20 protein-coding genes and 1 tRNA gene are annotated in these 23,244 nt (G+C 69.3%); 13 read left to right on the forward strand and 8 right to left on the reverse strand.

Annotation, left to right across the window (positions count from 1 at the left end):
* The first annotated feature begins 12 nt into the window (after positions 1 to 12).
* From AC1RL8_RS11745 to AC1RL8_RS11765, 5 genes are all read left to right on the forward strand, one after another.
* Positions 13 to 1,308: an aconitase X gene (locus AC1RL8_RS11745; protein WP_492685398.1), complete on the forward strand. Its 1,296-nt coding sequence runs from the start codon at positions 13 to 15 to the stop codon at positions 1,306 to 1,308.
* On the forward strand, positions 1,305 to 1,769 hold the full coding sequence (locus tag AC1RL8_RS11750) for an aconitase X swivel domain-containing protein (protein ID WP_492685399.1): 465 nt from the start codon (positions 1,305 to 1,307) through the stop codon (positions 1,767 to 1,769). The genes AC1RL8_RS11745 and AC1RL8_RS11750 overlap by 4 nt, the downstream gene beginning before the upstream one ends.
* On the forward strand, positions 1,766 to 3,466 hold the full coding sequence (ilvD, locus tag AC1RL8_RS11755; RefSeq protein WP_062475665.1) for a dihydroxy-acid dehydratase: 1,701 nt from the start codon (positions 1,766 to 1,768) through the stop codon (positions 3,464 to 3,466). The genes AC1RL8_RS11750 and ilvD overlap by 4 nt, the downstream gene beginning before the upstream one ends.
* 114 nt (positions 3,467 to 3,580) lie before the next feature.
* Positions 3,581 to 4,708: a porin gene (locus tag AC1RL8_RS11760; protein ID WP_492685400.1), complete on the forward strand. Its 1,128-nt coding sequence runs from the start codon at positions 3,581 to 3,583 to the stop codon at positions 4,706 to 4,708.
* Between the two features lie 14 nt (positions 4,709 to 4,722).
* Entirely contained in the window at positions 4,723 to 5,685 is a 963-nt protein-coding gene (locus tag AC1RL8_RS11765; protein ID WP_492685401.1) for a Bug family tripartite tricarboxylate transporter substrate binding protein, read from the forward strand.
* Here the strand turns inward: AC1RL8_RS11765 and AC1RL8_RS11770 are convergent.
* Together AC1RL8_RS11770 and AC1RL8_RS11775 are read right to left on the reverse strand one after the other, a co-directional pair.
* Positions 5,672 to 6,499 (reverse strand): aldo/keto reductase, encoded by an 828-nt coding sequence (locus AC1RL8_RS11770; protein WP_492685402.1) that lies wholly within the window; start codon positions 6,497 to 6,499, stop codon positions 5,672 to 5,674. The two genes, AC1RL8_RS11765 and AC1RL8_RS11770, sit on opposite strands and share 14 nt — an antisense overlap.
* 170 nt (positions 6,500 to 6,669) lie before the next feature.
* The gene (locus AC1RL8_RS11775; RefSeq protein ID WP_492685403.1) at positions 6,670 to 7,797 is read right to left on the reverse strand and encodes an ABC transporter substrate-binding protein; all 1,128 of its coding nucleotides are present in this window, start codon (positions 7,795 to 7,797) and stop codon (positions 6,670 to 6,672) included.
* 111 nt (positions 7,798 to 7,908) lie between these two features.
* On the opposite strand from AC1RL8_RS11775, the gene imuA reads away from it, so the two are divergent.
* The 4 genes from imuA (at position 7,909) to AC1RL8_RS11795 (ending at position 14,373) form a co-directional block, all read left to right on the forward strand.
* On the forward strand, positions 7,909 to 8,706 hold the full coding sequence (gene imuA / locus AC1RL8_RS11780; protein ID WP_095744948.1) for a translesion DNA synthesis-associated protein ImuA: 798 nt from the start codon (positions 7,909 to 7,911) through the stop codon (positions 8,704 to 8,706).
* Positions 8,675 to 10,018: a Y-family DNA polymerase gene (locus tag AC1RL8_RS11785; RefSeq protein WP_492685404.1), complete on the forward strand. Its 1,344-nt coding sequence runs from the start codon at positions 8,675 to 8,677 to the stop codon at positions 10,016 to 10,018. Before imuA ends, AC1RL8_RS11785 begins: the two co-directional genes overlap by 32 nt.
* Positions 10,011 to 13,376, forward strand: coding sequence for an error-prone DNA polymerase (locus AC1RL8_RS11790; protein WP_492685405.1), 3,366 nt, complete (start codon positions 10,011 to 10,013; stop codon positions 13,374 to 13,376). Before AC1RL8_RS11785 ends, AC1RL8_RS11790 begins: the two co-directional genes overlap by 8 nt.
* Before the next feature lie 70 nt (positions 13,377 to 13,446).
* The gene (locus tag AC1RL8_RS11795) at positions 13,447 to 14,373 is read left to right on the forward strand and encodes a hypothetical protein (RefSeq protein WP_492685406.1); all 927 of its coding nucleotides are present in this window, start codon (positions 13,447 to 13,449) and stop codon (positions 14,371 to 14,373) included.
* Positions 14,374 to 14,392: 19 nt separating this feature from the next.
* Here the strand turns inward: AC1RL8_RS11795 and AC1RL8_RS11800 are convergent, their stop codons facing one another.
* From AC1RL8_RS11800 to AC1RL8_RS11815, 4 genes are all read right to left on the reverse strand, one after another.
* Positions 14,393 to 15,409, reverse strand: coding sequence for a phosphotransferase enzyme family protein (locus tag AC1RL8_RS11800; protein WP_492685407.1), 1,017 nt, complete (start codon positions 15,407 to 15,409; stop codon positions 14,393 to 14,395).
* 78 nt (positions 15,410 to 15,487) lie between these two features.
* Positions 15,488 to 16,093 carry an RNA 2',3'-cyclic phosphodiesterase gene (gene thpR, locus AC1RL8_RS11805; RefSeq protein ID WP_492685408.1) on the reverse strand — a complete coding sequence of 202 codons (606 nt, stop codon included), beginning with the start codon at positions 16,091 to 16,093 and terminating at the stop codon, positions 15,488 to 15,490.
* 36 nt (positions 16,094 to 16,129) lie between these two features.
* The gene (locus tag AC1RL8_RS11810; RefSeq protein ID WP_070059288.1) at positions 16,130 to 16,366 is read right to left on the reverse strand and encodes a hypothetical protein; all 237 of its coding nucleotides are present in this window, start codon (positions 16,364 to 16,366) and stop codon (positions 16,130 to 16,132) included.
* A gap of 78 nt (positions 16,367 to 16,444) precedes the next feature.
* Complete coding sequence (locus AC1RL8_RS11815) at positions 16,445 to 17,713, reverse strand: SGNH/GDSL hydrolase family protein (RefSeq protein WP_492685409.1); 1,269 nt, start codon at positions 17,711 to 17,713, stop codon at positions 16,445 to 16,447.
* 110 nt (positions 17,714 to 17,823) lie between these two features.
* On the opposite strand from AC1RL8_RS11815, the gene AC1RL8_RS11820 reads away from it, so the two are divergent.
* Positions 17,824 to 18,735: a LysR family transcriptional regulator gene (locus AC1RL8_RS11820; RefSeq protein WP_492685410.1), complete on the forward strand. Its 912-nt coding sequence runs from the start codon at positions 17,824 to 17,826 to the stop codon at positions 18,733 to 18,735.
* On the opposite strand, the gene ku is transcribed toward AC1RL8_RS11820, so the two are convergent.
* Complete coding sequence (gene ku / locus AC1RL8_RS11825) at positions 18,736 to 19,650, reverse strand: non-homologous end joining protein Ku (RefSeq protein ID WP_492685411.1); 915 nt, start codon at positions 19,648 to 19,650, stop codon at positions 18,736 to 18,738.
* A gap of 15 nt (positions 19,651 to 19,665) precedes the next feature.
* Positions 19,666 to 22,203, reverse strand: coding sequence for a DNA ligase D (ligD, locus tag AC1RL8_RS11830; RefSeq protein WP_492685412.1), 2,538 nt, complete (start codon positions 22,201 to 22,203; stop codon positions 19,666 to 19,668).
* Positions 22,204 to 22,418: 215 nt separating this feature from the next.
* On the opposite strand from ligD, the gene AC1RL8_RS11835 reads away from it, so the two are divergent.
* From AC1RL8_RS11835 to AC1RL8_RS11845, 3 genes are all read left to right on the forward strand, one after another.
* Positions 22,419 to 22,694, forward strand: coding sequence for a hypothetical protein (locus AC1RL8_RS11835; RefSeq protein WP_447743543.1), 276 nt, complete (start codon positions 22,419 to 22,421; stop codon positions 22,692 to 22,694).
* 152 nt (positions 22,695 to 22,846) lie between these two features.
* On the forward strand, positions 22,847 to 23,071 hold the full coding sequence (locus AC1RL8_RS11840; protein ID WP_062472399.1) for a hypothetical protein: 225 nt from the start codon (positions 22,847 to 22,849) through the stop codon (positions 23,069 to 23,071).
* A 46-nt stretch (positions 23,072 to 23,117) separates the two neighbouring features.
* Positions 23,118 to 23,191 (forward strand) — tRNA-Gly (locus tag AC1RL8_RS11845).
* Positions 23,192 to 23,244 lie beyond the last annotated feature (53 nt).

Consider the following 23,244-nt stretch of genomic DNA (forward strand, 5'->3'; position numbering starts at 1 on the left):
GAGACACAGGTCATGCACCTGAGCGATGAAGAAAAAGCCATGTACGACGGCCGCGACGGACCGGCCGTGCAGAAGGCGATGGACCTGCTGATGCGCTACGGTGAAGCCCTCGGCGCCGAGCGACTGGTCGAGACGCGCAACGTCTGCGCCACCATCACCTCGACCACGCCCTTTCAGCGCGACTTCGCGCTCGCCAAGGGCGGCGGCATGGACGCGGTGTTCTCCGAATTCAGCCTCGACAGCCAGGAGACCGTCGAGATCCCGAAGTTCAAGGTCTTCACGAGCCACCTGCAACTGGGCTTCGACCCCGGCCAGCCCGAGCGCATGGGCGTCAGCGAGGAGATCGTCCAGTTCTACAACAAGAGCGAGCGCCATGCGGCCGGCCTCGGCGCGCAGATCATGAACACCTGCACGCCCTACCAGGTGGGCAACATCCCGACGCGCGGCGAGCACTGCGCGTGGATGGAGTCGTCGGCCGTGGTGTATTGCAATTCGGTGCTCGGTGCGCGCACCAACACCGAAGGCCGCGAGAGCACGGGCGCGGCGATGCTTACCGGCCGCATTCCCTACTGGGGTTACCACCTCGAAGAGAACCGCCGCGCGACGCACGTGATCGAGCTGGACATCGAGGTCGAGTCGGTGCAGGACTGGGGCCTGCTCGGCTACTACATCGGCGAGCACGTGCAGGAGCGCGTGCCGGTGGTGCACAGCCGGCGTGGCATCGGCCGCGTGCCGAATTTGCCGCGGCTCAAGCACTTCGGCGCAGCCGCGTCGTCCTCGGGCGGCGTGGAGATGTACCACATCGCCGGCGTCACGCCCGAGGCGCTGACGCTGGCGCAGGCGCTCGGCGGCAAGGCGCCCATCGAGGTGCTGCGCTACGGCGAGGCTGAGCGCCGCACGACCTACGAGAAGATCAACGTCACCGGCAAGGACAGCGAAGTCCAGTACGTGATGCTCGGCTGCCCGCACTACACCATCGAGCAGATCTGGGAGGCCGCGCAGCTCATCGAAGGGCGCAAGGTGCACCCCGATTGCGAGCTGTGGATCTTCACGCCGCGCGCCATCAAGTCGCTGGCCGACCGCAATGGCTACACCAAGATCATCGAGGACGCGGGCGGCATCCTCATGACCGACAGCTGCTCGGCCATGAGCCGCGCCGTGCCCAAGGGCACGAAGACCGTGGCGCTCGATTCCGCCAAGCAGGCGCACTACCTGCCCGCCATCCTCGGCGTGCAGGCGTGGTTCGGCAGCACGGCTGAATGCGTCGATGCGGCCTGCACCGGCCGCTGGAACGGGGGCTACGCATGAACGCCGCCGTCATGACCGAAAAGAAGACCATCGCGATCCGCGGCCGCAAGGTGGTCGGCGGTGTTGCGGAGGGGGAGGCGCTGGTCACGCGCGACCGCATCTCGGGCTGGGGCGGCATCGACCCGCGCACCGGCACTGTCATCGAGACGCGCCACGAACTGCGCGGCCAGAGCTTCGCCGGCAAGGTGCTGGTGTTCCCGGGCGCCAAGGGCTCGTCGGGCTGGTCCGCGATGTTCCACATGACGCGGCTCATGAACTCCGCGCCCGCGGCATTCCTGTTCAACGAGATGACGACCAAGATGGCGCTCGGCGCCGTGGTGACGCACTCGCCCTCGATGACCGACTTCGAGCGCGACCCGCTCGCATGCATCGAGACCGGCGACTGGGTGCGCGTGGACGCCGACCGCGGCGTGATCGAGATCACCAAGAAGAACAACAGCACATCCGGAGACCGCCCATGACCCGCCCCCTGCGCAGCAACTTCCCGCGCGGCTCCTATCTCTGGTCGGTGCGCAATGCGCACTGGCGCGCGCTCGGCATCCCCGAAGAGGATTGCGAGAAGCCCAAGATCGCCATCGTCAACAGCTCCTCGGAACTGGCCGCGTGCTTCAGCCACCTCGACAAGGTGGCGGCGGAAATCAAGGCGGCGATCCGCGCGGCGGGCGGCGTGCCTTTCGAGATTCGCACCGCCGCGCCCAGCGACTTCATCACCGGCGCGGGCGCACGCGGCGCCTACATGCTCGGTGCGCGCGACCTCGTGACCAACGACATCGAAGTCGCGGTCGAAGGCGCGCAGCTCGACGGCATGGTCTGCCTCACCTCGTGCGACAAGACGGTGCCGGGGCAGCTCATGGCGGCCGCGCGGCTCAACATTCCGACATTGCTCGTGCCCTGCGGCTACCAGCCCAGCGGCGAGTACCGCGGCAAGCACATGGACATCGAGGAGGTGTTCATCGGCGCGATGCACGCGGTCACCGGCCACCTGCCGGTGGAAGAACTCGTGGGCATGAGCCGCGAGGCGATCCGCGGGCCGGGCGTGTGCTCGGGCCTGGGCACGGCGAACTCGATGCACATCGTCTGCGAAGCGCTCGGCATGGCCTTGCCCGGCAGCGCGCCGGTGGCCGCGCTGAGCCCGAAGATGATGGACGACGTGCGCGCGGCCGGCACGCGCATCGTGCAGATGGTGCTGGACGACCTGAAGCCGCGCGACATCCTCTCGGCCGGCGCCTTCGCCAACGCGGTGCGCGCGGTGCTCTCCGTCGGCGGCTCGCTCAACACGGCCAAGCACCTGCAGGCGATATCGACCGAGGGCGAGTGCGGCGTCGATGTGTACGGCCTCTTCGAAAGCCTCGGCCCGACGACACCGGTGCTGGCCGGCGTGCGGCCCATCGGCGAGCATTCGATCGAGGCCTTCGAGGCGGCGGGCGGTTGCCGCGCGCTGATGAAGCAGCTCGCGCCCTTGCTCGACACGGGTGCGCTCACGGTGACCGGCGGCACGGTCGCCGACAACCTGCGCCACGCCGAAGTGAGGGACGCCGAGGTGATCCGCCCCATCGACCGCCCGGTCGCGCCGCTGCCGGCCATCGTGCTCCTGCGCGGCAACCTCGCGCCCGAGTCGGGCCTCATCAAGACCGGCATCGCCGAGCGCAAGGTGCGGCGCTTCACCGGGCCGGCCGTGTGCTTCTGGACTTCGGACGCCGCCATCGCCGCGATCAAGAACCACGAGATCGTGCCGGGCCAGGTGGTCGTGATGCGCGGCGCCGGCGCGTGCGGCGGACCGGCCATGGGCGGTGGCGCATCGCGCGTGGTCTTCGCGGTCGATGGCGCGGGGCTCGGCGACCAGGTCGCGCTGCTGACCGACGGGCATCTCTCGGGCCTGGTCTGCAAGGGGCTCGTGGTGGCCGAGGTGTCGCCCGAAGCGGCACTGGGCGGTCCGCTCGGGCTGGTGCGCGACGGCGACGTGATCACCATCGACCTGGACGCGCGCCGCCTCGACATCGCATTGACCGACGCCGAACTCGCGGCCCGCCGCGCCGACTGGCAGGCGCCGCCGCCGGCCTTCGACACCGGCTGGCTGCAGCAGTACCGGCGCAACGTGAGTCCGCTGTCCAAGGGGGCCGTGCTCGTGCGCACCGAGCGGCCGCAGCCCGCCAGCTAGACCTTTTTCACCCCGGCCTTCGCCAACCGGTGCGCACCCCCGTGCGCACCCGGTGGCGCAGCCCTGCGCGCGATCCAAGTTTTCAACCCAAAAAAGAGCAGGAGACAAGAAACCATGAAGAGACTTTTGATGTGGTCGGCCATTGGCCTGGCCAGCAGCGGTGCGGTGCACGCGCAATCCAGCGTCACCGTGTTCGGCGTGATGGACCTCGGCGTCCAGTACACGAAGGGCGAGGGCGGCGGCTCGATCAAGGCGCTGTCGAACGGCGGTCTCTCGACCAGCCGGATCGGCTTTCGCGGCACCGAAGATTTGGGCGGCGGCCTGCGCGCGGGCTTCTGGCTCGAAGGCAGCCTGAACCCCGACCTTGGCACCGGTCGGCCGAGCAACACCAACAACCAGACGAGCGGGGCGGGCCCGGCGGGGCCGATCACCTTCGACCGCATGTCCTTCGTGAGCCTGTCGCACGATGCGCTGGGCGAAGTGCGGCTGGGCCACGACTTCATTCCCACGCACTACAACAGCATCTACTTCGACCCCTTCAATGCCAACGGCGTGGCGCGCGCGGGCAACCTCACCTTCGCGGGCGCGGGCACCGGGCCGCTGCCCACGGCCATCACTGGCAGCAACACGGTGAGCTACTGGCTGCCGGCCAAGCTGGGCGGCTTCTACGGCATGGCGATGATCGGCACGGGCGAGAACAACTCCACGGCGCCGAACCGCGACGACGGCAACTTCGGCGGCGCGCGCTTCGGCTTCGCCTCGGGCGCCTTCGACATCGCGGCGGCGGTGACGCGCTCGCACTTCAACGCCACCTCCACCATCGGCAACTACACGCACGCCAACATCGGCGGCTCGTGGGACGCGGGCTTCGCGAAGTTCTTCGCGCTCTACAACAAGGTGACGGTGAAGCTCGCAGCCGGCACGGTGCGCAAGAACACCGTCGAAATCGGCGCGCACATCCCGGCCTTCGAGGTCGGGCGCATCCGCGTGAGCTACGCCTACCTGGACGACCGCAGCGACGAGAGCCTGCGCAACGCCAACGGCATGCCGCGCAACCGCGACGACGCGCGCCAGTTCGGCATCGGCTACGTGCACAACCTCTCCCGGCGCACCGCGCTGTACGGCACCTACGCGCGGCTGATGAACAGCGGGCAGGCGCGCTACGTGGTGAGCGGCGGCAGCGCGCCGGCGGGCGGGATGCGCTCGTCGGGGTGGGAGTTCGGCGTGCGGCACCTCTTCTGAACAAGGAGGCTTTCATGCGACGCAGAACCTTGACTCTCGCGGCCCTCGCCGCCACGGCACTGCCCGGCGCGGCGGCCTGGAGCGCCGACGCCTATCCGAACAAGCCCGTGCGGCTGATCGTCGGCTTCGCGCCCGGCGGCGGCGCCGATTCGCTCACGCGGATCATTGCGGAGGGGCTGTCGAAACAGTTCGGCCAGCAGGTGATCGTGGAGAACCGACCCGGCGCCGACGGCGTGCTCGCGGCGCAGGCCACTTCGTCGGCCAAGCCCGACGGCTACACGCTGCTGATGGGCACCAACACCGCGATGGTCGCCGCGCCCACGCTGCGGCCGACCTCACCCTACGACCCGTTCAAGGCCTTCACCCCGATCAGCTCGGCGGGGCAGTTCTCGATGTTCCTCGTGGTGCCGTCGAGCTTGCCGGTGAAAAGCGTGAACGAGCTGCTGGCGCTCGTGGCGTCGAAGCCCGGCGCGCTCAATTCGGCTTCGAGCAACAGCGCCTCGGAACTCGCGATGCTGCAGCTGCTGGGCGAGCGCAAGGTGGTCAACGCGCGCTACAAGGGCGACATGCAGGCCATGACCGACCTGCTGGGCGGGCAGATCCACATGATGTTCACCACCGGCACGCTGGCGCCGGGCTTCGTGAAGGAGGGGCGCATCCGCGCGCTGGTCACGCTGCTGCCGCAGCGCAGCGGCTTGCTGCCCGATGTGCCGACGGGCGGCGAGCTGGGGCTGGGCAAGCTCACGATCACGCCGTGGGCCGGCTTCTTCGGGCCGCCGGGGCTGCCGAAGGAGATCACCGACAGGCTCTCGCAGGAACTGCAGAACACGCTCAAGCGGCCCGACGTGCATGCGCAGCTGGTGCAGCAGGGCTTCGAGGGCTACGGCATGAGCCCCGCGAAGTTCGCCGAGTTCTTCCGCACGCAGTACGACGCCTTCGGCGCGACCGTGCGGGAGCACAACGTCAAGTTCGAATAGAAGAGGCCTCGCGGCGCCAGAAGGCGGCATCGGGGAAGGTGCCGGCGCCGGCCGCGGCGTTGTCGGCCATGTGCTCGGCGCGGCCCGTGCCCGGGATCGTGCAGGTCACGGCCGGATGGCTCAGAACGAACTTCAGCAGCACCTGCGCCCAGCTCGTGCAGCCGATCTCGCCGGCCCAGGCGGGCAGCGGCTTGTCGCGCAGGCGGCGCAGCAAGCCACCGCCGCCGAAGGGCATGTTGACGATCACCGCCACGCCGCGCTCGGCGGCGAGCGGCAGCAGGCGCTGTTCGGCATCGCGCGCATCGAGCGAGTAGTTGATCTGCACAAAGTCGAGCGTCTCGGCGCGCAGCACCGCTTCGACCTCGTCGTAGGCCGAGGCGGTGTAGTGGGTGATGCCGATGTAGCGCACGCGGCCCTTCTCCTTCCAGCCGCGCAGCGTGGCGAGGTGGGTGCGCCAGTCGACGAGGTTGTGCACCTGCATCAGGTCGATCTGCTGCGTGCGCAGCCGAGTGAACGACTGTTCCATCTGCGCGATGCCGGCCTCGCGGCCCGAGGTCCAGACCTTGGTCGCGAGGAAGGGCCTGGCGCCCGGCTTCGCCGCGGCCAGCAGTTCGCCGGTGGTTTCCTCGGAGCGGCCGTACATCGGCGAGCTGTCGATCACCGTGCCGCCGGCCGCGAAGAGCGTGTCGAGCACGCCGGGCAGGCGCCCGTATTCGTCGGTGCCGGGGCGCCGGTCGAAGCCGATCCAGGTGCCGCAGCCGACGACCGGCAGGGCTTCCTTCGTGGAGGGAATGGGGCGGGTGGTCATCTGCATCGCGGGCCTGCGGGGTGGCTGCTGGGCGAAGGAGGGGAGCGCGACGCCCGCGCACAGGGCTGCGCCCAGTCGGAGCAACCGGGCGCGCGTGAGGGCGTAAGGGTGTGCGTTCGTGAGGGGCGTCGTCACGAACGAAATTCTGCGCCCGCGAGGCCGGCGGGCGGAAGGGCTCAGCGCAGGTAGCGCCCGTCGGCCTTGAGCATCGACAGTTCCGAGAAGGTCAGCCCGCGGTGCTCGCCGGGCCGGTACGACACGGCGATGCCGCCGAGGTCCAGCGTCTTGAATGACTCCAGGCCCTTCTGCAGCGACTCGGGCGTGGGGTTGGCGCCTGCGCGCTTCAGGCCTTCGACCATGACCTTGGCCGTGACGTAGCCCTCCAGGCTGGCGTAGCTGAACTCGGTCATGCCGATCTTCTTCATCGCCGCCTGGTACTCGGCAATCACCGGCATCGCGCTGTTCCACGGGTAGGGCACGACCTGCGAGATGACCACGCCGGCCGCGTCCTTCCTGATGTCCTGGAACAGCTTCTGTCCGTTCAGGAAGGAGAACGAATAGAACGCCGTCTCGCCGCCGGTCGCGCGGTAGGCCGCGATGAACTTCGCCGCCACGTCGTTGGTGGCCGACAGCACCACGGCCTTGGGCTTGAGCTTGGCCAGCTCGGCGGCGCGCTCGGCCGCGTCGGAGCCGTCGTTCTTGATGGCCACGCTGCCGACCATCTTGTCGCCGCGCTCCGCAATGAACTTCTGCGTGCTTTCCATCGCCGAGCGCGCGCCGGGGTTGTCGTTGTGCGCGAAGGCGATGCGCGACAGGCCGATGGTGAACAGGTGGTTCACGATGCGGCTGTATTCCTCGTCGAAGCTGATGCGCACCGGAAAGCCGAACTCGCTGAACTTCACCACCGGGCCCGCGCCCGTGTAGGGGCCGACGACGGGAATCTTCAGCTCGTTGGCCGCCTTCAGCGCGCCGACCGCCGACGAGGTGCCGATGGGCATCAGCACGCCCACGGCGCCGTCGCGCGCGAAGGTCTTGACGTTCTCGGCGCCCTTGGCGGGGTCGTAGGCGTCGTCGAGCTGGCGCAGCTCGACCGGGCGGCCGTTGACGCCGCCGCTCGCGTTCAGCGCGGTGAACATGGCTCGGATGCCGACCAGCGGCTCGGTCGACAGCGACGCGAGCGGGCCGGTCTGCACGTAGGTCTGGCCGATCAGGAGCGGCTTGGCGGGCTGGGCCGAGGCGGGCACCCCTGCGAAGACGAGCGCGGCGAGGGCCAGAAACCGCAGGTGAATCATTTTGTGTCTCATGGTCACTAATTGTTAATAAACCGATCTTAAGGCGCGGGCCTTCGCAGGTAAATCGATCGCTGGTTGCGACCTGGGGAATACTGTATAAAAATACAGTTAACAACTGCAATCATGGGCCTCCCTTTCCTCGACTCCTTTTCCACCGCCGCGGGCCGCGGCGTCTGGCACGCCGACGAACTCGGCCTGGCCGACGCGCAGGTCGTGGCCACCGGGCATGCCGCGCTCGACGCCGAGTTGCCCGGCGGCGGCTGGCCCGTGGGCGCGATGACGGAGCTGCTGCAGGCCACGCCCGAGGCCCATGTCTGGCGCCTGCTGCTGCCCGCGCTGGCGCAGGCCGTGGAAGCGCGCGGCGGGCCGGTGGTGCTGGTCGGCGCGCCCTACGAGCCCTGCGGCACCGCGCTGGCGGCGCAGGGCTTGCCGGTGGAGGCGCTGATGTGCGTGCGCAGCGACGCCCCGGCCGCGCGGCTGTGGGCCTGCGAGCAGGCGCTGCGCTGCGCCGAGATCGCCGCCGTCGTCGCCTGGCTGCCGCAGGCCCGCGTGGGCGAGCTGCGGCGGCTGCAGCTGGCGGCCGCGCAGCACGAGGTGCTGCTGTTCGTGTGCCGGCCCGAGTCGGTGGCGCTGTCGGCTTCGCCCGCGCGCCTGCGCCTGCGCGCCGAGCGCTGCCCGGACGACCCGGCGCAGATCGCGCTGCACCTGCTCAAGCGCCGGGGGCCGCCGTTGGCCGCGCCGGTGCGGGTGCCGGCGCGCAATGCCCGCATGAGCGCGCTGCTGGCTGCCGCCCGCGTGCGGCGCCAGCTGCGCCTGCAGCCGCCCGTGGCACCGGCCGCCGCGCCGTCGGCCACGGTGGTGCGCATCGACGCATGGAAAGGAGGCCCGGATGCACTGGATCGCCTTGCAGTGGTCGTCTGAGTCCGAAGAAGCCGACGCCCCCGACATGCCCCCGCCCGAGGCTCTGGGCTGGTGGGCGCTGCAGTTCACGCCGCACGTCGCCTGGCAGGACGAGGCGCTGATGCTCGAGGTTTCGGCCTGCGAGCGTCTGTGGGGCGGGCGCGCGCCGCTGATGCGCCAGCTGCTGGCCCTCAACCCCGCGCCCGACGCGCGCATGCGCGGCGCGCAGGGCGCCACCAGCCTGATCGCGCTGGCGCGGCTGCGCCTGTTCGCGCGCAACGAGCACCGGCCCGCCGACGTGCCGGCCGGCCTGCCGCTGGACACGCTGACGGCCGCGCAAGGCCACCTCGACCTGCTCGCGCGCCTGGGCTGCCGCACCTGGGGCGAGGTGGCGGCGCTGCCGCGCGGCGGGCTGGCGCGCCGCTTCGGCGCCGGGCTGCGCGAGGCGCTCGACATCGCCTGGGGCCTGCGTCCCGAAAGCCACGCCTGGCTCACGCTGCCCGACGTGTTCGAGCAGAAGCTCGAACTGCCCGCGCTGGCCGAGACCGGGCCCGAGCTCATGTGGTCGACCAACCGCCTGCTGTCGGCGCTGCAGATCTGGCTGCGCGCCCGCCAGCGCGGCGCGCGTGCGCTCGAGCTGCAATGGACGCTCGACCTGCGGCGCCTCAACGGCGTGACCCTGCCGCCGCACCAGCAGCTCACCGTGCGCACGGCAGAGCCCACGCAGGACATGGCGCACCTGCGCCGCCTGCTGTCCGAAAAACTCGCGCTCACCACGCTGGCCGCGCCCGCGAGCTGGCTGAAGCTGCGCACGCTCGAAACCGATCCGCTGGCCGGCGCCAGCACCAGCTTCCTGCCGGAAGACAACCGCAAGGGCGACAAGCTGCACGAGATGGTCGAACGGCTCAGCGTGCGGCTCGGCGCCGACCAGGTGCTGGTGCCGCTCGCGCAGGCCGACCACCGGCCCGAGCGCCAGCAGCGGTGGCGGCCCGCGCTGCAGAAAGAGAAAACCCCGGCGCCCGACAAGGCCCGCAAGGACGCCGCCTCGCAGCCCGATGCGATCTACCCGCCCTGGCTGCTGCCCGAGCCCTTGCGGCTCGAGATGGACGGCGAGCGCCCGTGCTACTGCGGGCCGCTGCGCAAGCTGGTCGGGCCGCAGCGCGTGGAGGCCGGCTGGTGGGGCGGTGAAGAAGACGGCGGCCAGCCCGCGATGCGCGACTACTACGTGGCCGAAAGCCCCGAGGCCGGCCTGGTGTGGATCTTTCGCGAGCGGCCCGCCACGCGCTTTTCGTCGGGCGAGGTGCGCTGGTATTTGCAAGGCTTCTATGCCTGACCTGAGCGGCAAGGAGGAACGCAAGCGCCAGCCTGCCAAGGTGCATGTGCTGCCGCAGCGGCTGCGCCCGGCGCCGGGCCTGCCCGGCTATGCCGAGCTGCACTGCCTCACGAACTTCAGCTTCCAGCGCGGCGCCTCGACGTCCGAAGAGGTGGTCGAGCGCGCCTACCACCTCGGCTACGCAGCGCTGGCCATCACCGACGAATGCTCGGTGGCCGGCATCGTGCGCGCGCATGTCGCGTTGCGCGATCTGCCCGCCAAGCTGGACACCTACGAGCGCGAACACCCGGACGAGCCGCCGATTCCGCGCCACCCCGAATTCCGCCTGCTGTTCGGCAGCGAGTTCCGCTTCGAGCGTTTCAAGCTCGTGGTGATCGCGAACGACACCGAGGGCTGGGGCAACCTCTGCGAGTTCATCACCGCCGCGCGCAACACCGAGCTGCCCAAGGGCGAGTACCGCGTTGATTGGGACACGAGCGACGTGGCCTCGCTGCAGCGCTGCCAGGTCCTCTTCGTGCCGCACCGTCCGCCGGGCGGCATGCCGGATGCGGCCACCGTGCAGGACGACCTGGCGGCGGCCAGGGCGCTGTACGGCGACAACCTCTGGCTGGCCGTGGAGCTGTTCAACGAACTCGACGACGACCTCTGGCTCGTCACGCTGATGCAGGCGGGCGAGCAGGCCGGCGTGCCGCTGGTCGCGGCCGGCGATGTGCACATGCACGCGCGCGGCCGCAAGCCGCTGCACGACGTGCTCACGGCCGTGCGCGAAGGCCGCACGGTGGCCGAGTGCGGCTTTGCACTGCAGTCGAACGCCGAGCGGCACCTGCGTCAGCGGGTGCGGCTGGCCGAGCTGTACCTGCCCGCGATGCTGGCGAACACGCTGGAGGTGGCGCAGCGGTGCCGTTTCGATCCCGAGGTGATCCGCGAGACCTACAAATACCCGCTGGAGACCGTGGGCAGCAGCGAGACCGCGGCGCAGACGCTGGTGCGCAAGACGTGGGAGGGGGCACTCAAGCAATATCCGCTCGAAAGATATGCCTCGGGCATTCCTGAGGCTGTCTGCCGCCAAGTGCAGAAAGAGCTGAGCCTCATCCTTGAGCTCGAATACGAGATGTTCTTTCTCACGGTGGAAGACATCGTGCGTTTTGCCAAGTCGAAGAACATCCTCTGCCAGGGCCGCGGCTCCTCGGCCAACTCGGCGGTCTGCTACTGCCTCGGCATCACCGCGATCAACCCCGACAAAGGCCACCTGCTGTTCGAGCGCTTCCTGAGCCGCCACCGCAAGGAACCGCCCGACATCGACGTCGACTTCGAGCACCAGCGGCGCGAAGAAGTCATCCAGTACATCTACGAAAAGTACGGCCGCGAGCGCGCCGCCATCGCCGCTGTCGTCATCTGCTACCGCTCGCGCAGCGCCTTGCGCGACGTCGGCAAGGCCATCGGCATCGACGAACGGCTGGTCGACGAGTTCGCCAAGGACCATTACTGGTTCGACGACACCGTGCTCGGCGAGCAGCTCGACAAGGCCGCCGCGCGCGTCGGCGTGAAGGAAGACCGGCTCAAGCTGATGCAGTGGATCGAGCACACGCAAAAGCTCAAGGGCTTTCCGCGCCACCTGAGCCAGCACGTCGGCGGCTTCGTGCTCACGCACACCAGGCTCACGCGGCTGGTGCCGGTCGAGAAGGCGTCGATGAAAGACCGCTCCGTCATCCAGTGGGAAAAAGACGACCTCGAGGCCATGGGCATGCTCAAGGTCGACGTGCTCGCGCTGGGCATGCTCAGTGCCATCCGCCGCGGGCTCGACCACATGAACCGCTGGCGGGGTTCGATGATGGAAATGCACCACATCCCCAACGATGACCCGAAGGTGTTCGACATGATCTGCGACGCCGACACCATCGGCGTGTTCCAGATCGAGAGCCGGGCGCAGATGTCGATGCTGCCGCGCCTGAAGCCGCGCACCTATGAAGACCTGGTGATCGAGGTCGCGATCGTGCGGCCCGGGCCGATCCAGGGGGGCATGGTGCATCCGTACCTGAAGCAGCGCGAGCGGGTGCGCAAGGGCTTGCCGATCCTCTATGAAAAAGACGAACTGAAGCCGGCGCTGGAACGCACGCTGGGCATTCCGATCTTCCAGGAGCAGGTGATGCAGATCGCCATGATCGCGGCGAAGTTCAGCGCAGACGAAGCCGATCAGTTGCGTCGTGCCATGGCCGCGTGGAAGCGCAAGGGCGGCCTCGACAAGTTTCACGCGAAGCTCGTGGATGGGATGGTGGACAACAAGTACCCGAAGGAGTTCGCCGAAGCCATCTTCAAGCAGATCCTCGGCTTCGGCGACTACGGCTTCCCCGAAAGCCACGCCGCGAGCTTCGCGCTGCTGGTCACCATCAGCAGCTGGCTCAAGAACTACGAGCCCGCCTGCTTCCTCGCCGCCTTGCTCGACTCGCAGCCGATGGGCTTCTACAGCCCCTCGCAGCTGGTGCAGGACGCGCGCCGCCATGGGGTCGAGGTGCGGCCGGTCGACGTCACGTGCAGCGAGATCGACACCACGCTCGAAGCCCGCGCGCCCGATGCGCCGCGCATGCCGCCAGGCACCGACACGCGCTACGCCGAGCGCCTGGGCAACGAGAACCAGCCGGCGGTGCGGCTGGGCCTGAACCGGGTCCTGAGCCTCAGCGAAGCCGGCGCCAGGCGCCTGCTCGCAGCGCGCGCGCAAGCGCCTTTCAGCAGCACCGAAGATTTGGCCCTGCGCGCCGAACTCGAAGGCAAGGACATGGCCGCGCTCGCCGCGGCCGATGCGCTGATGTCGCTCTCGGGGCATCGGCGCCAGCAGGTGTGGGATGCCACTGCGCAGCACCGCTCGTCGGCCCTGCTCAAGGGCGTGCCGATCCACGAACAGGCGCTGCTGCTGCCCGCCGCACCCGAGGGCGAGGAAATCGTCGGCGACTACGCGGCGCTGGGCCTCACGCTGCGCCGCCATCCGCTCGCGCTGCTGCGCCCGCGCCTGGCGCGCATGCGGCTCCTGAGCGCGGTGGAGTTGCGCGCCGCGCGCAGTGGCCAGACCGTGCGCGCCTGCGGCATCGTCAAGGGCCGGCAGCGGCCCGGCACCGCCAACGGCACCATCTTCGTCACGCTGGAGGACGAGACCGGCAACGTCAACGTGATCGTGTGGAGCCACGTCATCGAGGCCTGGCGCGAGCCGCTGCTCAAGTCGCACCTGCTCGCGGTGCAGGGCACCTGGCAGCGCGACGACGACAGCGGCGGCAAGGTGCAGCACCTGATCGCCACCGGCTTCAAGGACCTCACGCCGCTGCTGGGCCGGCTGGCGCAGAGCAACACCAGCCGCGACTTCCACTGAGGCATTGCGAATGCAACCGATCGTTCCATGCCTCGCGCCGCCCCTCACTTTTCGCTAACCTGTTCCTCCCATGTCCGCACTCGCCGCAACCGCCGCATTTGCCCTTGCCGATGAGGTCGTCGCCACGCCGATCGGCCCGCCGCCGCCCGCGCCCGATGTGCCCATGCCGCCACCGCCGCCGCCCGTGCGGCCGCCCGAGGGCGATCCGCCGCCGGTCATGCCCCCGGTGACGGACCCCGGTTTTCCGCCGCCGGTGAGCGACCCGCCGCCCCTGCAGACGGCCGTGCCCTTCGGAAAGCCGCACGCACGGCGGCTGCGCGAGATCTACCGCTCGGCCGGCTGGCCCTGCTGCGACACCATCGAGGTCGAACTGCTCGCGGGCGGTTTTCTCGAACGCGTGCGCAGCGCGCTGGGCCACGAGACGCTGCGCGTGACCGACGCGGGCATTGCGCGCATCGCCACCACGCTCACGGTCAACCGCGCGGCGCTGTCGCCGCACGAGGCGCTGGTGGAGCGCGTGGCGCGCGAGATGACGCGCGGCGGCCGCATCGCCTGGCGCGGCCTGGGCCTGCGCGCCCGGCTGCCGCCGCTGGAAGAGGGCGGCAAGCCGCGCTGGTGCATGGCGCGGCCCGATGTCTTCTCGATCCGCAACACCAGCGTCGAGGCCTATGCGCACCCGATCGTGCACGAGGTGAAAGTCAGCCGCGCCGACCTGCTGGGCGACCTGCGCAAGCCCGACAAGCGCGCGGCTTATCTCGACCTGGGCGGCGAATGCTGGTACGTGCTGGGCAACGACGCCAAGGGCCGCTGCATCGCGTCGCCCGACGAGATCCCAGCCGAATGCGGCGTGATGGTGCTCGAGGGCGAACGCCTCGTGGTGGCGCGCGCCGCGGTGCACCGCGCCTTCGAGCGCATTCCTTTTTCGGTGTGGCTGGCGCTGGCCAAGGCACAGCCCGTGGCGGGCTTCGAGGACGACGCGCAGGACTTGCTGATCTGACCCGCGCCCTTCAGGTGCTTCAGGTGATGGCGTCGTAGTCGCGGTGCGCGACGGCGACCACGTTGCCCGGCTCGAACTGGCTCGCCATCTGGCGCAGGCCTTCCTCGCGATCTTCACGGCTGGCCTGCGGGTCGAACATCTGGTCGCAGAACTCGAGCAGGTCGCGCACGATGCGTTCGTGGCGGTAGTAGGCGAGGGCGAGCGTGTCGACCGCCTCGCTCGTGCCGTAGCCCTGGAAGAACAGCGCTTCTTCGCGCGGCTGGTTCCACACGCCGCCGACCCCGCCGCCGATGAACATCAGGTCGCGCTCCTTCGGCGCGAGGATCAGCGTGTCCCAGTCGACGATGCACAGGCGGTCGTCGTCGCCCAGCAGCACGTTGCCCGCGTGCAGGTCGGCGTGGCACAGCACCTGCGGCAGCGACTTCTCGAGCAGGATCGAGGCAAGCTGCTCGCTGCGGTAGACGATCGAATCGATCTCTTCGTCGTGCACGTCCCAGAAGGCCAGAAAGCGCTTCACCAGATCGTCGCCCGCCACGCCGTTGATGAAGCGGCGCTGGTAGCGGCGCACGCCTTCGCGCCAGTGGTGCGAATAGCTTTCGCGTGGCAGGCCCGCCCGCAGCGATTCGGGCAGCTCGGTGCGGTGGATGGCGTTCAGCGCGGTGCCGAGTGCGGTCCATTGCCGGTCGGTCGGCGTGCGCGTGAAGCCGTCAGCGCCGTCGAAGAAAGGGTAGAGCGCCCAGTCGAAGCCATGGTCCTGCACGCTGAGCCGCCGCGTGCGCGTGAGCAGCGGGGCCATCACGGCGTCGATGCCATAGGTGTGGTGCAGCACGGCCGGCACGTCGACCACGGCGGGAGTGAAGCCGCCGCGGCGCAGCTTAAGGAAATAGGCGCGGCCGTCCGATGCCTCGATGCGGAACGCGGCCGAATCGACGTCTGCGCCCAGCGGCAGGAATTCGGCGCGTGTCGCCTGCAGGCCGTAGGTTTCGGCGAGACGCGCTTGAACGGCGTCGGGGGCGATATCGGGTGGTGTCAGCATGCGGCGGGCGTGGCGTGGGTTCGATGGGCGCCAAAAATTGTCTCACCCGATAAGGCCACGAAAGCCGGCCCGTCGTTGTCAGACGGCGTCTTCTTTGTCTTCTTCGTCGGCCTCGTAGGTGGCCAGCACCTTGTGCTCGACGGGATGCGAAGTGAACGAGCGCACGAGCAGGAATTTCCTCACGTGCCACGGGATCGGCGGCAGGCGCATCGGGTAGGCGGCGCCCTCGGTGCGGCGGGCGATGGTGATGTGCGGTGTGAACGTCGGCGTTTCCGTGACGATGCCCGCCTTCTGGACGGCACGGCCGATGTCCGCATGCAGGGTGCGCAAGGCGCCGTGCTCGGCGGGCTGCAGCACCGCGATGTCGTTGCGCCATGTGCGCGAGCTGTCCAGCACGAGGCTCATGGGCCGGACCCGAACCTGGGCGAGCGCTTCACGCAGGCGTTTCTCGACCTCCTTGGACTGGTCGCCGAAGCAGTGGAGCGTCAGGTGCAGTCGCGGGCTGCGAGGAAAGTAGTGGCCCTTGGGCCAGATCCATTCCTTGCGGTGCGCTTCGATCGCCGCTTGCACGTCGGGCTCGGGAAACAGCGCGATGAGAAGGTGGCGTTGCCTCTCGAAAGCGGGGGAGTCCCAGTCGGGTTCGGGCTCGTTCGCAAACGCATCGCCACGGTTGAAGTCGTCCATTGCAGTTCTCCGGGGGAAGAAGGATGAAAAGGCGGTTCAGGGCTCCGGCGGCCACCAGTGCGCGGCCGTCGTCCGGATGACGCGCGCCGCCTGAACGCGGATGTCATCCTGTTCGTTGCTGTCGTCGTGGCCGTGCTCCCGGGTCACGCGGAAGGGCCAGTTCGAAATCCGGCCTGTCTTGCCGGTCGTGCGCGAACGCGACTGCAACGGATGCTGTCGCGAGGAGAAAAAAAGCACCTGCGCCGAGGGCGCAGGCGGGTTGGCGGTGGTCATGGCGTCGCCTCGAATGTTGTTCTTGGAGACGAGCCATTCTAGAGAAAAGACTGTATTTATGTACAGTATATTTGCAGTCTATCGAAGATCGTTGTCCAGCAAGGCGTCGAGGTCGATGGCCGCCGCCATCGCCCGGTAGCCGGCGTCGCCGGGATGCAGGTGGTCGCCCGAATCCATGGCGGCCTTCAGCCGTGTCGGCCGGGTCGGGTCGCGCAGCAGTGCGTCGACATCGACCACCGCATCGAAGGCACCGCTTTCGCGGACCCAGCGGTTGACGGCCTGGCGCACTTTGTCTTTCTCGGGCGAGTGATGGCCGGCCAGCGGCGTGCCTTCGAGCGCGCGTTCATTGGGCGGAATGGTGGCGCCCACGATGCGCACGTTGTGGGCGTGGGCCATCTCGATCAGCTGGCGAAAGCCCTGGATCACGGCCTCGGCGCGCACCGCGGGCTCCTGCGGTGCAAAGGGGCCACCGGGCCAGCCGATGTCGTTGGTGCCCAGCAGCACGACCATCGCGCGCACGCCGGGCTGCGCGAACACATCGCGGCCCGCGCGTTCGAGCGCCGCGCGGCCCATGCCGTCCTTCAGCAGCCGGCCGCCCGAGATGCCGGCGTTGAGCACGCCCACGCCGCGCGGCGCGAGCCGTTCGGCCAGCGCGTCGGGCCAGCGCGTGTGGGCGCCGGGCGTCGAGCCGTTGCCGTCGGTGATCGAGTCGCCCAGCGCGACGACGGTGACGGGCGCTTGCGGCGTCTCGACGATCAGCCCGCTCACGTAGACGCGGGTGCTCCACGAGGTGGCGGCGGCCGGCAACCGCGCGGCGGCGCTCAGGTCGCCGTCGGCGATGTACAGCGTTTGCCGCGCGTCGAAATGAAAGCCCGCGGGCTGGCTGGGTTCCGGCAGGTAGAGCGACACGGCCACCTCGCTCAGCGCGGGCAGCGGCAGGTCGACCGGGTCGCTCACGAGGCGCGCGCCGGGCGGCAGCGTCACGTCGCTGCGGCCGCCGAAGCGCAGCACGCGGTCGGTGCCTTCGACGACCGCCGAGCCGCTCGCATGGCGGGCCACGCGCGCCGCGCCGATGTGCAGCGGCGTGGTGCCGCCTTCGTTGCTGATCACCACGCGCAGCCGCGTGCCGCCGATGCTCAGGCGCGCCACCTGGCGCAGCGTCTGCCGCTCGAAGCGGGCGGGGATGCCGATGGGCAGCACGAAGCTTGGGTCCCACAGTGGCTGGGTGGCGGCCATCCAGCTGGGGCTCCAGTGCGTGGGCGCGGCCATGGAAGCGGTGGCGGCGCCCGCGAGGGAAAGGGCGAGCGCGCCCTGGCGCAGGAGGGAGGTGAGTCGCGAAGCGGTCATATGAATGTCCTCAGGTGAAAGAAGTGTCGATGGGCGAACTTTCTTCCATTCGAATCACGAGGGGTAGAAGGCAGAATGGCATGCATCGCATTCCTGATTCGAATGACCCCATGGACACCCTTCGCGCACTCTCCGCCTTCGTGCACAGCGTCGAACTCGGCAGCCTCTCGGGCGCGGCCCGCGCGCTCGACACCACGCAGCCCACCGTGAGCAAGCTGGTCGCCGGGCTGGAGCGATCGCTCGGCGTGCGGCTGCTGCGGCGCGCGGCCACGGGCCTGAGCCTCACGGAGGAGGGCCAGCGCTTTCACGAACGCGCGCGCCGCATGCTCGAGGACTACGGCGACGCCGTGGCCGATGCGCGCGCCCAGGTGCAACAGCCGCGCGGCCTGTTGCGCGTGAGCGCGCCGGTCACGCTGGGGCAGCGGCACCTCAACGCGATGGCGGTCGAGTTCCTGCGGCTGTACCCCGACATCGAACTGGAGCTGGTGCTCGACGACCGCTTCGTCGATCCGCGCGAGGAGCGCATCGACGTCTCGCTGCGCGTCGGCGGCGCGCTGCCGCCCGACCTCGTCGCGCGCCACCTGGGCAGCTGGCCGCGCGTGCTTGTCGCTTCGCCGGACTACGTGGCCGCACGCGGCAAGCCGCGCACGCCGCAGGACCTGCTGGCGCACGACTACCTGCGCTATGCGGCGGGCGACGACGGCGTGCTGCTCACGGGCCCCGACGGCGCGGTGGCCGTGCCGGTGCGCAGCCGCTACCGCGTCAACAACGCCGTGGCGTTGCTCGACAGCGTGCTGGCCGGCGCCGGCGTGTCGCTGCAACCCACGTGGATGGTCGCGGACCTGCTGGCGCAGGGGCGGCTGGTGCGCGTGCTCGCGCGGCATATGGGGCCGGCGCAGGAGCTGCACCTGCTCTATGCGCCGCGCCGGCAGTTGCCGTTGCGGGTGCAGGTGCTGGTCGACTTCCTGGCGCAGCGCGTGGCGGCGCTGCCGGGGGCAGCGAAGAAAGCGCCGCGGCGTTAGTCAGGCCGCCTTGCGGGCCGCGCTCTTCGCGCGCTTGGCGGCCGCAGGCTTGTGCGCGGTTTTGCGTGCAGAAGCCGTCGACTTCGCCGCACGTTTCTTCGCCGCAGGCGGCGTGCGCTTGCCGCTGCGCAGGCTGCGCGCGAGCAGCTCGGTCAGGTCGATCACCTCGGCGCCGCCCTCAGGTGCTTCTTCTTCCGGTTGCACCACCGTCTCCGTGTCGCCCGCCTTGACCTTCTTCTCGACGATCTTCATCACGGCGTGCTTGAACTCGTCCTTGAACTCGTCGGGGTTCCACGGGCCCGACATGTCGCCGACCAGCTGCTCGGCCATCTTCATCTCGGCGGCCGACAGCTTCGCGCCCTTGATGCCGGCGGCCGGCAGGTCGAGCCCGTCGGCGTCCTTGATCTCGTCGCCCCAGCGCAGCAGGTTGAGCACCAGCACCTTGCCGAACGGAATCAGCAGTGCCAGGTGCTGCTTGGTGGCGATCACCACCTTGGCCAGGCCGACCTTGCCGGTCTTCACCAGCACCTCGCGCAGCAGCGCGTAGACCTTCTGGCCCTTGTTGATCGGCGCGAGGTAGTAGGGGCGCTCCAGGTACACGAAGGGAATCTCGCCCACGTCGAGAAAGCGCTGGATCTCGATGGTCTGCGTGGTGCGCGGGTAGATGGCCTCGATCTCCTTGGGCGAGATCACGACGTACTTGCCGTCTTCGTACTCGAAGCCCTTCACGATCTGCTCGCGCGCGATCTCCTTGCCCGTGCGCTTGTTGATGCGCTTGTAGCCCACGGGGTCCATGCTGCGCTTGTCGAGCCAGTCGAAGTCGATGCCCTGTTCGGTGCTGGCGGTGTGCAGGCCCACGGGGATGTGGACCAGCCCGAAGGTGATGGCGCCTTTCCAGAGGGTTCTCGTGGCCATGGTGTGTCTCCTTGGTTATTTCTTGAAGCCGAGCCGCTTCATCGCCTCGCCCAGCGGCTGCCGCGTGGTCCAGTAGTCGGCCCAGGGGTCTTCGGACTGGAACGACAGGTGCTCGCGCGCGGTGGCAATGGTCCAGTGCGCGCCGCTCTTGAGACCGGCGAGGTCGTCCCAGCGCACCGGCATCGACACGCCCATGCCGGGCCGCGCCCGCGCCGAGTAGGCCGTCACCGTGGTCGCGCCCACGCCGTTGCGCAGGTAGTCGGCAAAGAGCTTGCCGACGCGGTTCGAGGGCCCGCTCTTGGCCACGAACTTCGAGGGGATCACGTGGGCCATGTGCTGCACGATGGCGCGCGAGAAGGCCTTCACCGTGTCGTTGTCGTAGTGCATGCGCAGCGGCACGACCACGTGCAGGCCCTTGCCGCCGCTGGTCTTGAGCCACGACGCCAGTCCCAGTTCGGTGAGCAACGTGCGCATTAGCAGCGCGGCTTCCTGCACATGCGCCCACGGCGTGCCTTTGCCCGGGTCGAGGTCGAAGATCATGCGGTTGGGCCGGTCGAAGTGCGTCGAGGTCGCGTTCGAGGTGTGGAACTCGATCACGTTGAACTGCGCCGCGTTCAGCAAGGCCTCGCGCGTGCCGACCTCGAGCATCGACGGGTGACCGGGCCACAGGGCCGGGTCGAGCTGCTTCACGCCGGCGATGTGGACCTTCTCGGCATGCTTCTGGAAGAAGATCTCGCCGCCCACGCCCTGCGGCCCGCGCACCAGCGCACAGGGGCGGCCCTTCAGGTGCGGCAGCATGTCGTCGGCCACCGATTCGTAGAAGCGCACGAGGTCGAGCTTGGTGCGGCCCGAAGCCGCATCGATCACGCGCTCACCGTGGCTCACGGCGACGCCGCCGACGGTGGAGGCGGTTTTCTTCGATGAGGTCTTCATGGCCTTCGTGCCCTTTGCACGTGAAGCAGGGGCGATGTCGCGGGGTTCTTCATGCACGATCTCCGACGCCGGCTTGTCGTCGCGCATCGCCACGAAGGACGCGTGGCGGATCTGCCCGTCCGGCGTCCATGCGGCGAAGCGCACCTCGGCCACGAGCCTGGGCTTCACCCAGTGCCGCGTGCCGCCCGGCCGGCGGCGGCCGGGCTTGGCCTCGCCGCCGGTGAACGGCGCGTGGTCGGTGTCGAGCGCGGCGAGCTGGCGGCGGATGTCGCGCGCCTCGCGGTCGTTCCAGCCGGTGCCGACGCCGCCGACCGACACCAGCTCGCCGTTCTTCGCGTGCACGCCCAGCATCAGGCTGCCGATGCGCGTCGGGCTGTCGGTGCGCAGCGTGTAGCCGCACACCACGAACTCCTGGCGCCGGATGCACTTGAGCTTGAGCCAGGTGTCGCTGCGGCGCGAGACATACGGCGCGTCGGCGCGCTTGGCGATCACGCCCTCGAGGTTCATGCGGCAGGCCGATTGCAGGATCGAATCGACATCGGCCTCGAAGTCGCTGCTGAAGCGCAGGCGGCGCGTGGCGCGCGCGTCCATCAACTGCCTGAGCAGGCGGCGGCGCTCGGCGAGCGGCGTGTGGCGCAGGTCGAAGCCCTCGAAGAAGGGCACGTCGAACAGGAACATCACGATGGGGTCGGCGCGTTCGCGGTCGAGTGCGTTCTGCAGCGCGTTGAAGTCGGGCGTGCCGTCCTGGTCGGGCACGACGATCTCGCCGTCGAACCAGGCGTTGCCGATGCCCAGGCGCTCCAGCTCGGCCACCAGCTTCGGCAGCTTCGCGCTCCAGTCGTGGCCGCCGCGCGTGAGCAGGCGTGCCTTGCCGTTGCCGATGCGCGCCATGAGGCGGTAGCCGTCGAACTTGATCTCGAAGATCCAGTCGCCGGGGGCGCCTTCGGGCACGCCGGTGGCGAGTGTCGCGAGCTGCGGCGAAAGTTTGGCGGGCAGGCGTGCCTTCACCGCGCCCGTCGCGGGCAAGGCGGGCGATGTGGGCGCGGCCTTGGCCTTGGCGGTCTTGCGCGCCCCGGCCACGCTGTCGGGCAGCGCGGACACCACGTCGTACTCGGCATGCGAGCGCGCAAAGGCATCGCGCTTCTTGAACAGCAGCCAGGGCTCCTGCCGCTCGCCGCCCTTGGCGATCCTGACGAGTTCCCACAGCCCTTCGAGCTTCTGGCCATGCAGCCGGAACGCGAGCTTGCCCGCGGCCAAGCCCTTGCGCGGATCGCCCACGGGTTCCCAGGTGCCGTGGTCCCACACGATGACGTCGCCCGCGCCGTAGTGGCCTTCAGGAATGCTGCCCTCGAAGCCGGCGTACGACAGCGGGTGGTCTTCCACATGCACGGCCATGCGCTTGTGCGCGGGGTCGAGGCTCGGCCCCTTGGGCACGGCCCACGACACCAGCACGCCGTCGAGTTCGAGCCGGAAGTCGTAGTGCAGCCGCCGCGCCGCGTGCTTCTGGACCACGAACGCGGGCGCGTGCGGCCGGGCCTTGCCGCCTTCGGCGGGTTCGTCGGTGACGGCGAAGTCGCGCTTCGCCTGGTAGGTTGCGAGGGGCGTGTCGGAACGGGCCATGGCCTCTGGTGTGCCCGCATTCGGGACACGCCGCATCGGCCAGGTGTCCGGTCTTCGTGTGGGCCAAGGCCGCACGCGTGGGCGAGGCCGGGTGAGGGCCAGGCGCGCGGACCGCAGCTGTAGGCCGCTTCCTTCTTCAACATGCGTGCAAATCCATCACCACGCTGCGCAGCGCGCGCGCCGAATCCTTGCGCTGCGATGAAGGAGACAAGGCGATGGACTTCGAAGGCATCTACTGCTTCGATACGGCCACGGTGCGTTTCGCCGTGTACCCCGACGGTCCCGACGGCGCGCGCGTGCTGGCGCAGATTTCGCAAGACGTGCTGCACGATGCGCTCGGCGCGAAGGAAATCGGCGAGCACACGCTGCATGCCTGCAAGCGGCATTTCGACGTGATCTCGGCGGCGGCGGTGGCGCGCTTCAGGGCCGACCCGCACGGGCCTATCGTGCTGGCCTGCGCCGATTTCGCACGGATGCGTGCACCGCGCTGAGACGCGGGTGGCGAGGCGCTGTCGGGCGAAAGTTCTCGCACGACGCTCCCACCGTGCGACCTGTCGATTTGGTTACAAAAGCGACCTATCTGGACCCGCATTTCGGGGGCGCAACCACCTAGACTGCGCCTCGTTTCCTCAGGAGCCTTCCCATGCCCATGGACTTTCTGGAGCGCATCGAAGACGCGTCGTTCCCGATGGCGGTCCGCGACGAAGCCGACATCCACTGCGCGACGATGCTGGTCGCCGCGCACCTCATCGAAGCCGTGCTGCCACCGGCCGCCAGCGGCACGGGCCCGCGCGTCGCCGTCGTCCTGCTCATCACGCCGCAAGGGCGTGCGGCGCTGCGGCTGCGAAGGGATGCGCTGCAGACCTGAGCGTGCGCCGTGTGCGAGTGAACTGACGTTAGAATTCGCGCCTGCTGCGGGTGTAGTTCAATGGTAGAACGGCAGCTTCCCAAGCTTCATACGAGGGTTCGATTCCCTTCACCCGCTCCAGTTGGTCAATAACTTAGACCGATTTTTGGCGGCTACCCAACTACTGGCCCAAC

Source organism: Variovorax sp. GW822-FHT04E09 (assembly GCF_058800845.1).

Bases quoted from the DNA above. Each gene is read 5' to 3' on its own strand.
- AC1RL8_RS11745 (WP_492685398.1), top strand. From the start codon at position 13: ATGCACCTGAGCGATGAAGAAAAAGCCATGTACGACGGCCGCGACGGA.
- AC1RL8_RS11750 (WP_492685399.1), top strand. From the start codon at position 1,305: ATGAACGCCGCCGTCATGACCGAAAAGAAGACCATCGCGATCCGCGGC.
- ilvD (WP_062475665.1), top strand. From the start codon at position 1,766: ATGACCCGCCCCCTGCGCAGCAACTTCCCGCGCGGCTCCTATCTCTGG.
- AC1RL8_RS11760 (WP_492685400.1), top strand. From the start codon at position 3,581: ATGAAGAGACTTTTGATGTGGTCGGCCATTGGCCTGGCCAGCAGCGGT.
- AC1RL8_RS11765 (WP_492685401.1), top strand. From the start codon at position 4,723: ATGCGACGCAGAACCTTGACTCTCGCGGCCCTCGCCGCCACGGCACTG.
- AC1RL8_RS11770 (WP_492685402.1), bottom strand. From the start codon at position 6,499: ATGCAGATGACCACCCGCCCCATTCCCTCCACGAAGGAAGCCCTGCCG.
- AC1RL8_RS11775 (WP_492685403.1), bottom strand. From the start codon at position 7,797: ATGAGACACAAAATGATTCACCTGCGGTTTCTGGCCCTCGCCGCGCTC.
- imuA (WP_095744948.1), top strand. From the start codon at position 7,909: ATGGGCCTCCCTTTCCTCGACTCCTTTTCCACCGCCGCGGGCCGCGGC.
- AC1RL8_RS11785 (WP_492685404.1), top strand. From the start codon at position 8,675: ATGCACTGGATCGCCTTGCAGTGGTCGTCTGAGTCCGAAGAAGCCGAC.
- AC1RL8_RS11790 (WP_492685405.1), top strand. From the start codon at position 10,011: ATGCCTGACCTGAGCGGCAAGGAGGAACGCAAGCGCCAGCCTGCCAAG.
- AC1RL8_RS11795 (WP_492685406.1), top strand. From the start codon at position 13,447: ATGTCCGCACTCGCCGCAACCGCCGCATTTGCCCTTGCCGATGAGGTC.
- AC1RL8_RS11800 (WP_492685407.1), bottom strand. From the start codon at position 15,409: ATGCTGACACCACCCGATATCGCCCCCGACGCCGTTCAAGCGCGTCTC.
- thpR (WP_492685408.1), bottom strand. From the start codon at position 16,093: ATGGACGACTTCAACCGTGGCGATGCGTTTGCGAACGAGCCCGAACCC.
- AC1RL8_RS11810 (WP_070059288.1), bottom strand. From the start codon at position 16,366: ATGACCACCGCCAACCCGCCTGCGCCCTCGGCGCAGGTGCTTTTTTTC.
- AC1RL8_RS11815 (WP_492685409.1), bottom strand. From the start codon at position 17,713: ATGACCGCTTCGCGACTCACCTCCCTCCTGCGCCAGGGCGCGCTCGCC.
- AC1RL8_RS11820 (WP_492685410.1), top strand. From the start codon at position 17,824: ATGGACACCCTTCGCGCACTCTCCGCCTTCGTGCACAGCGTCGAACTC.
- ku (WP_492685411.1), bottom strand. From the start codon at position 19,650: ATGGCCACGAGAACCCTCTGGAAAGGCGCCATCACCTTCGGGCTGGTC.
- ligD (WP_492685412.1), bottom strand. From the start codon at position 22,203: ATGGCCCGTTCCGACACGCCCCTCGCAACCTACCAGGCGAAGCGCGAC.
- AC1RL8_RS11835 (WP_447743543.1), top strand. From the start codon at position 22,419: ATGGACTTCGAAGGCATCTACTGCTTCGATACGGCCACGGTGCGTTTC.
- AC1RL8_RS11840 (WP_062472399.1), top strand. From the start codon at position 22,847: ATGCCCATGGACTTTCTGGAGCGCATCGAAGACGCGTCGTTCCCGATG.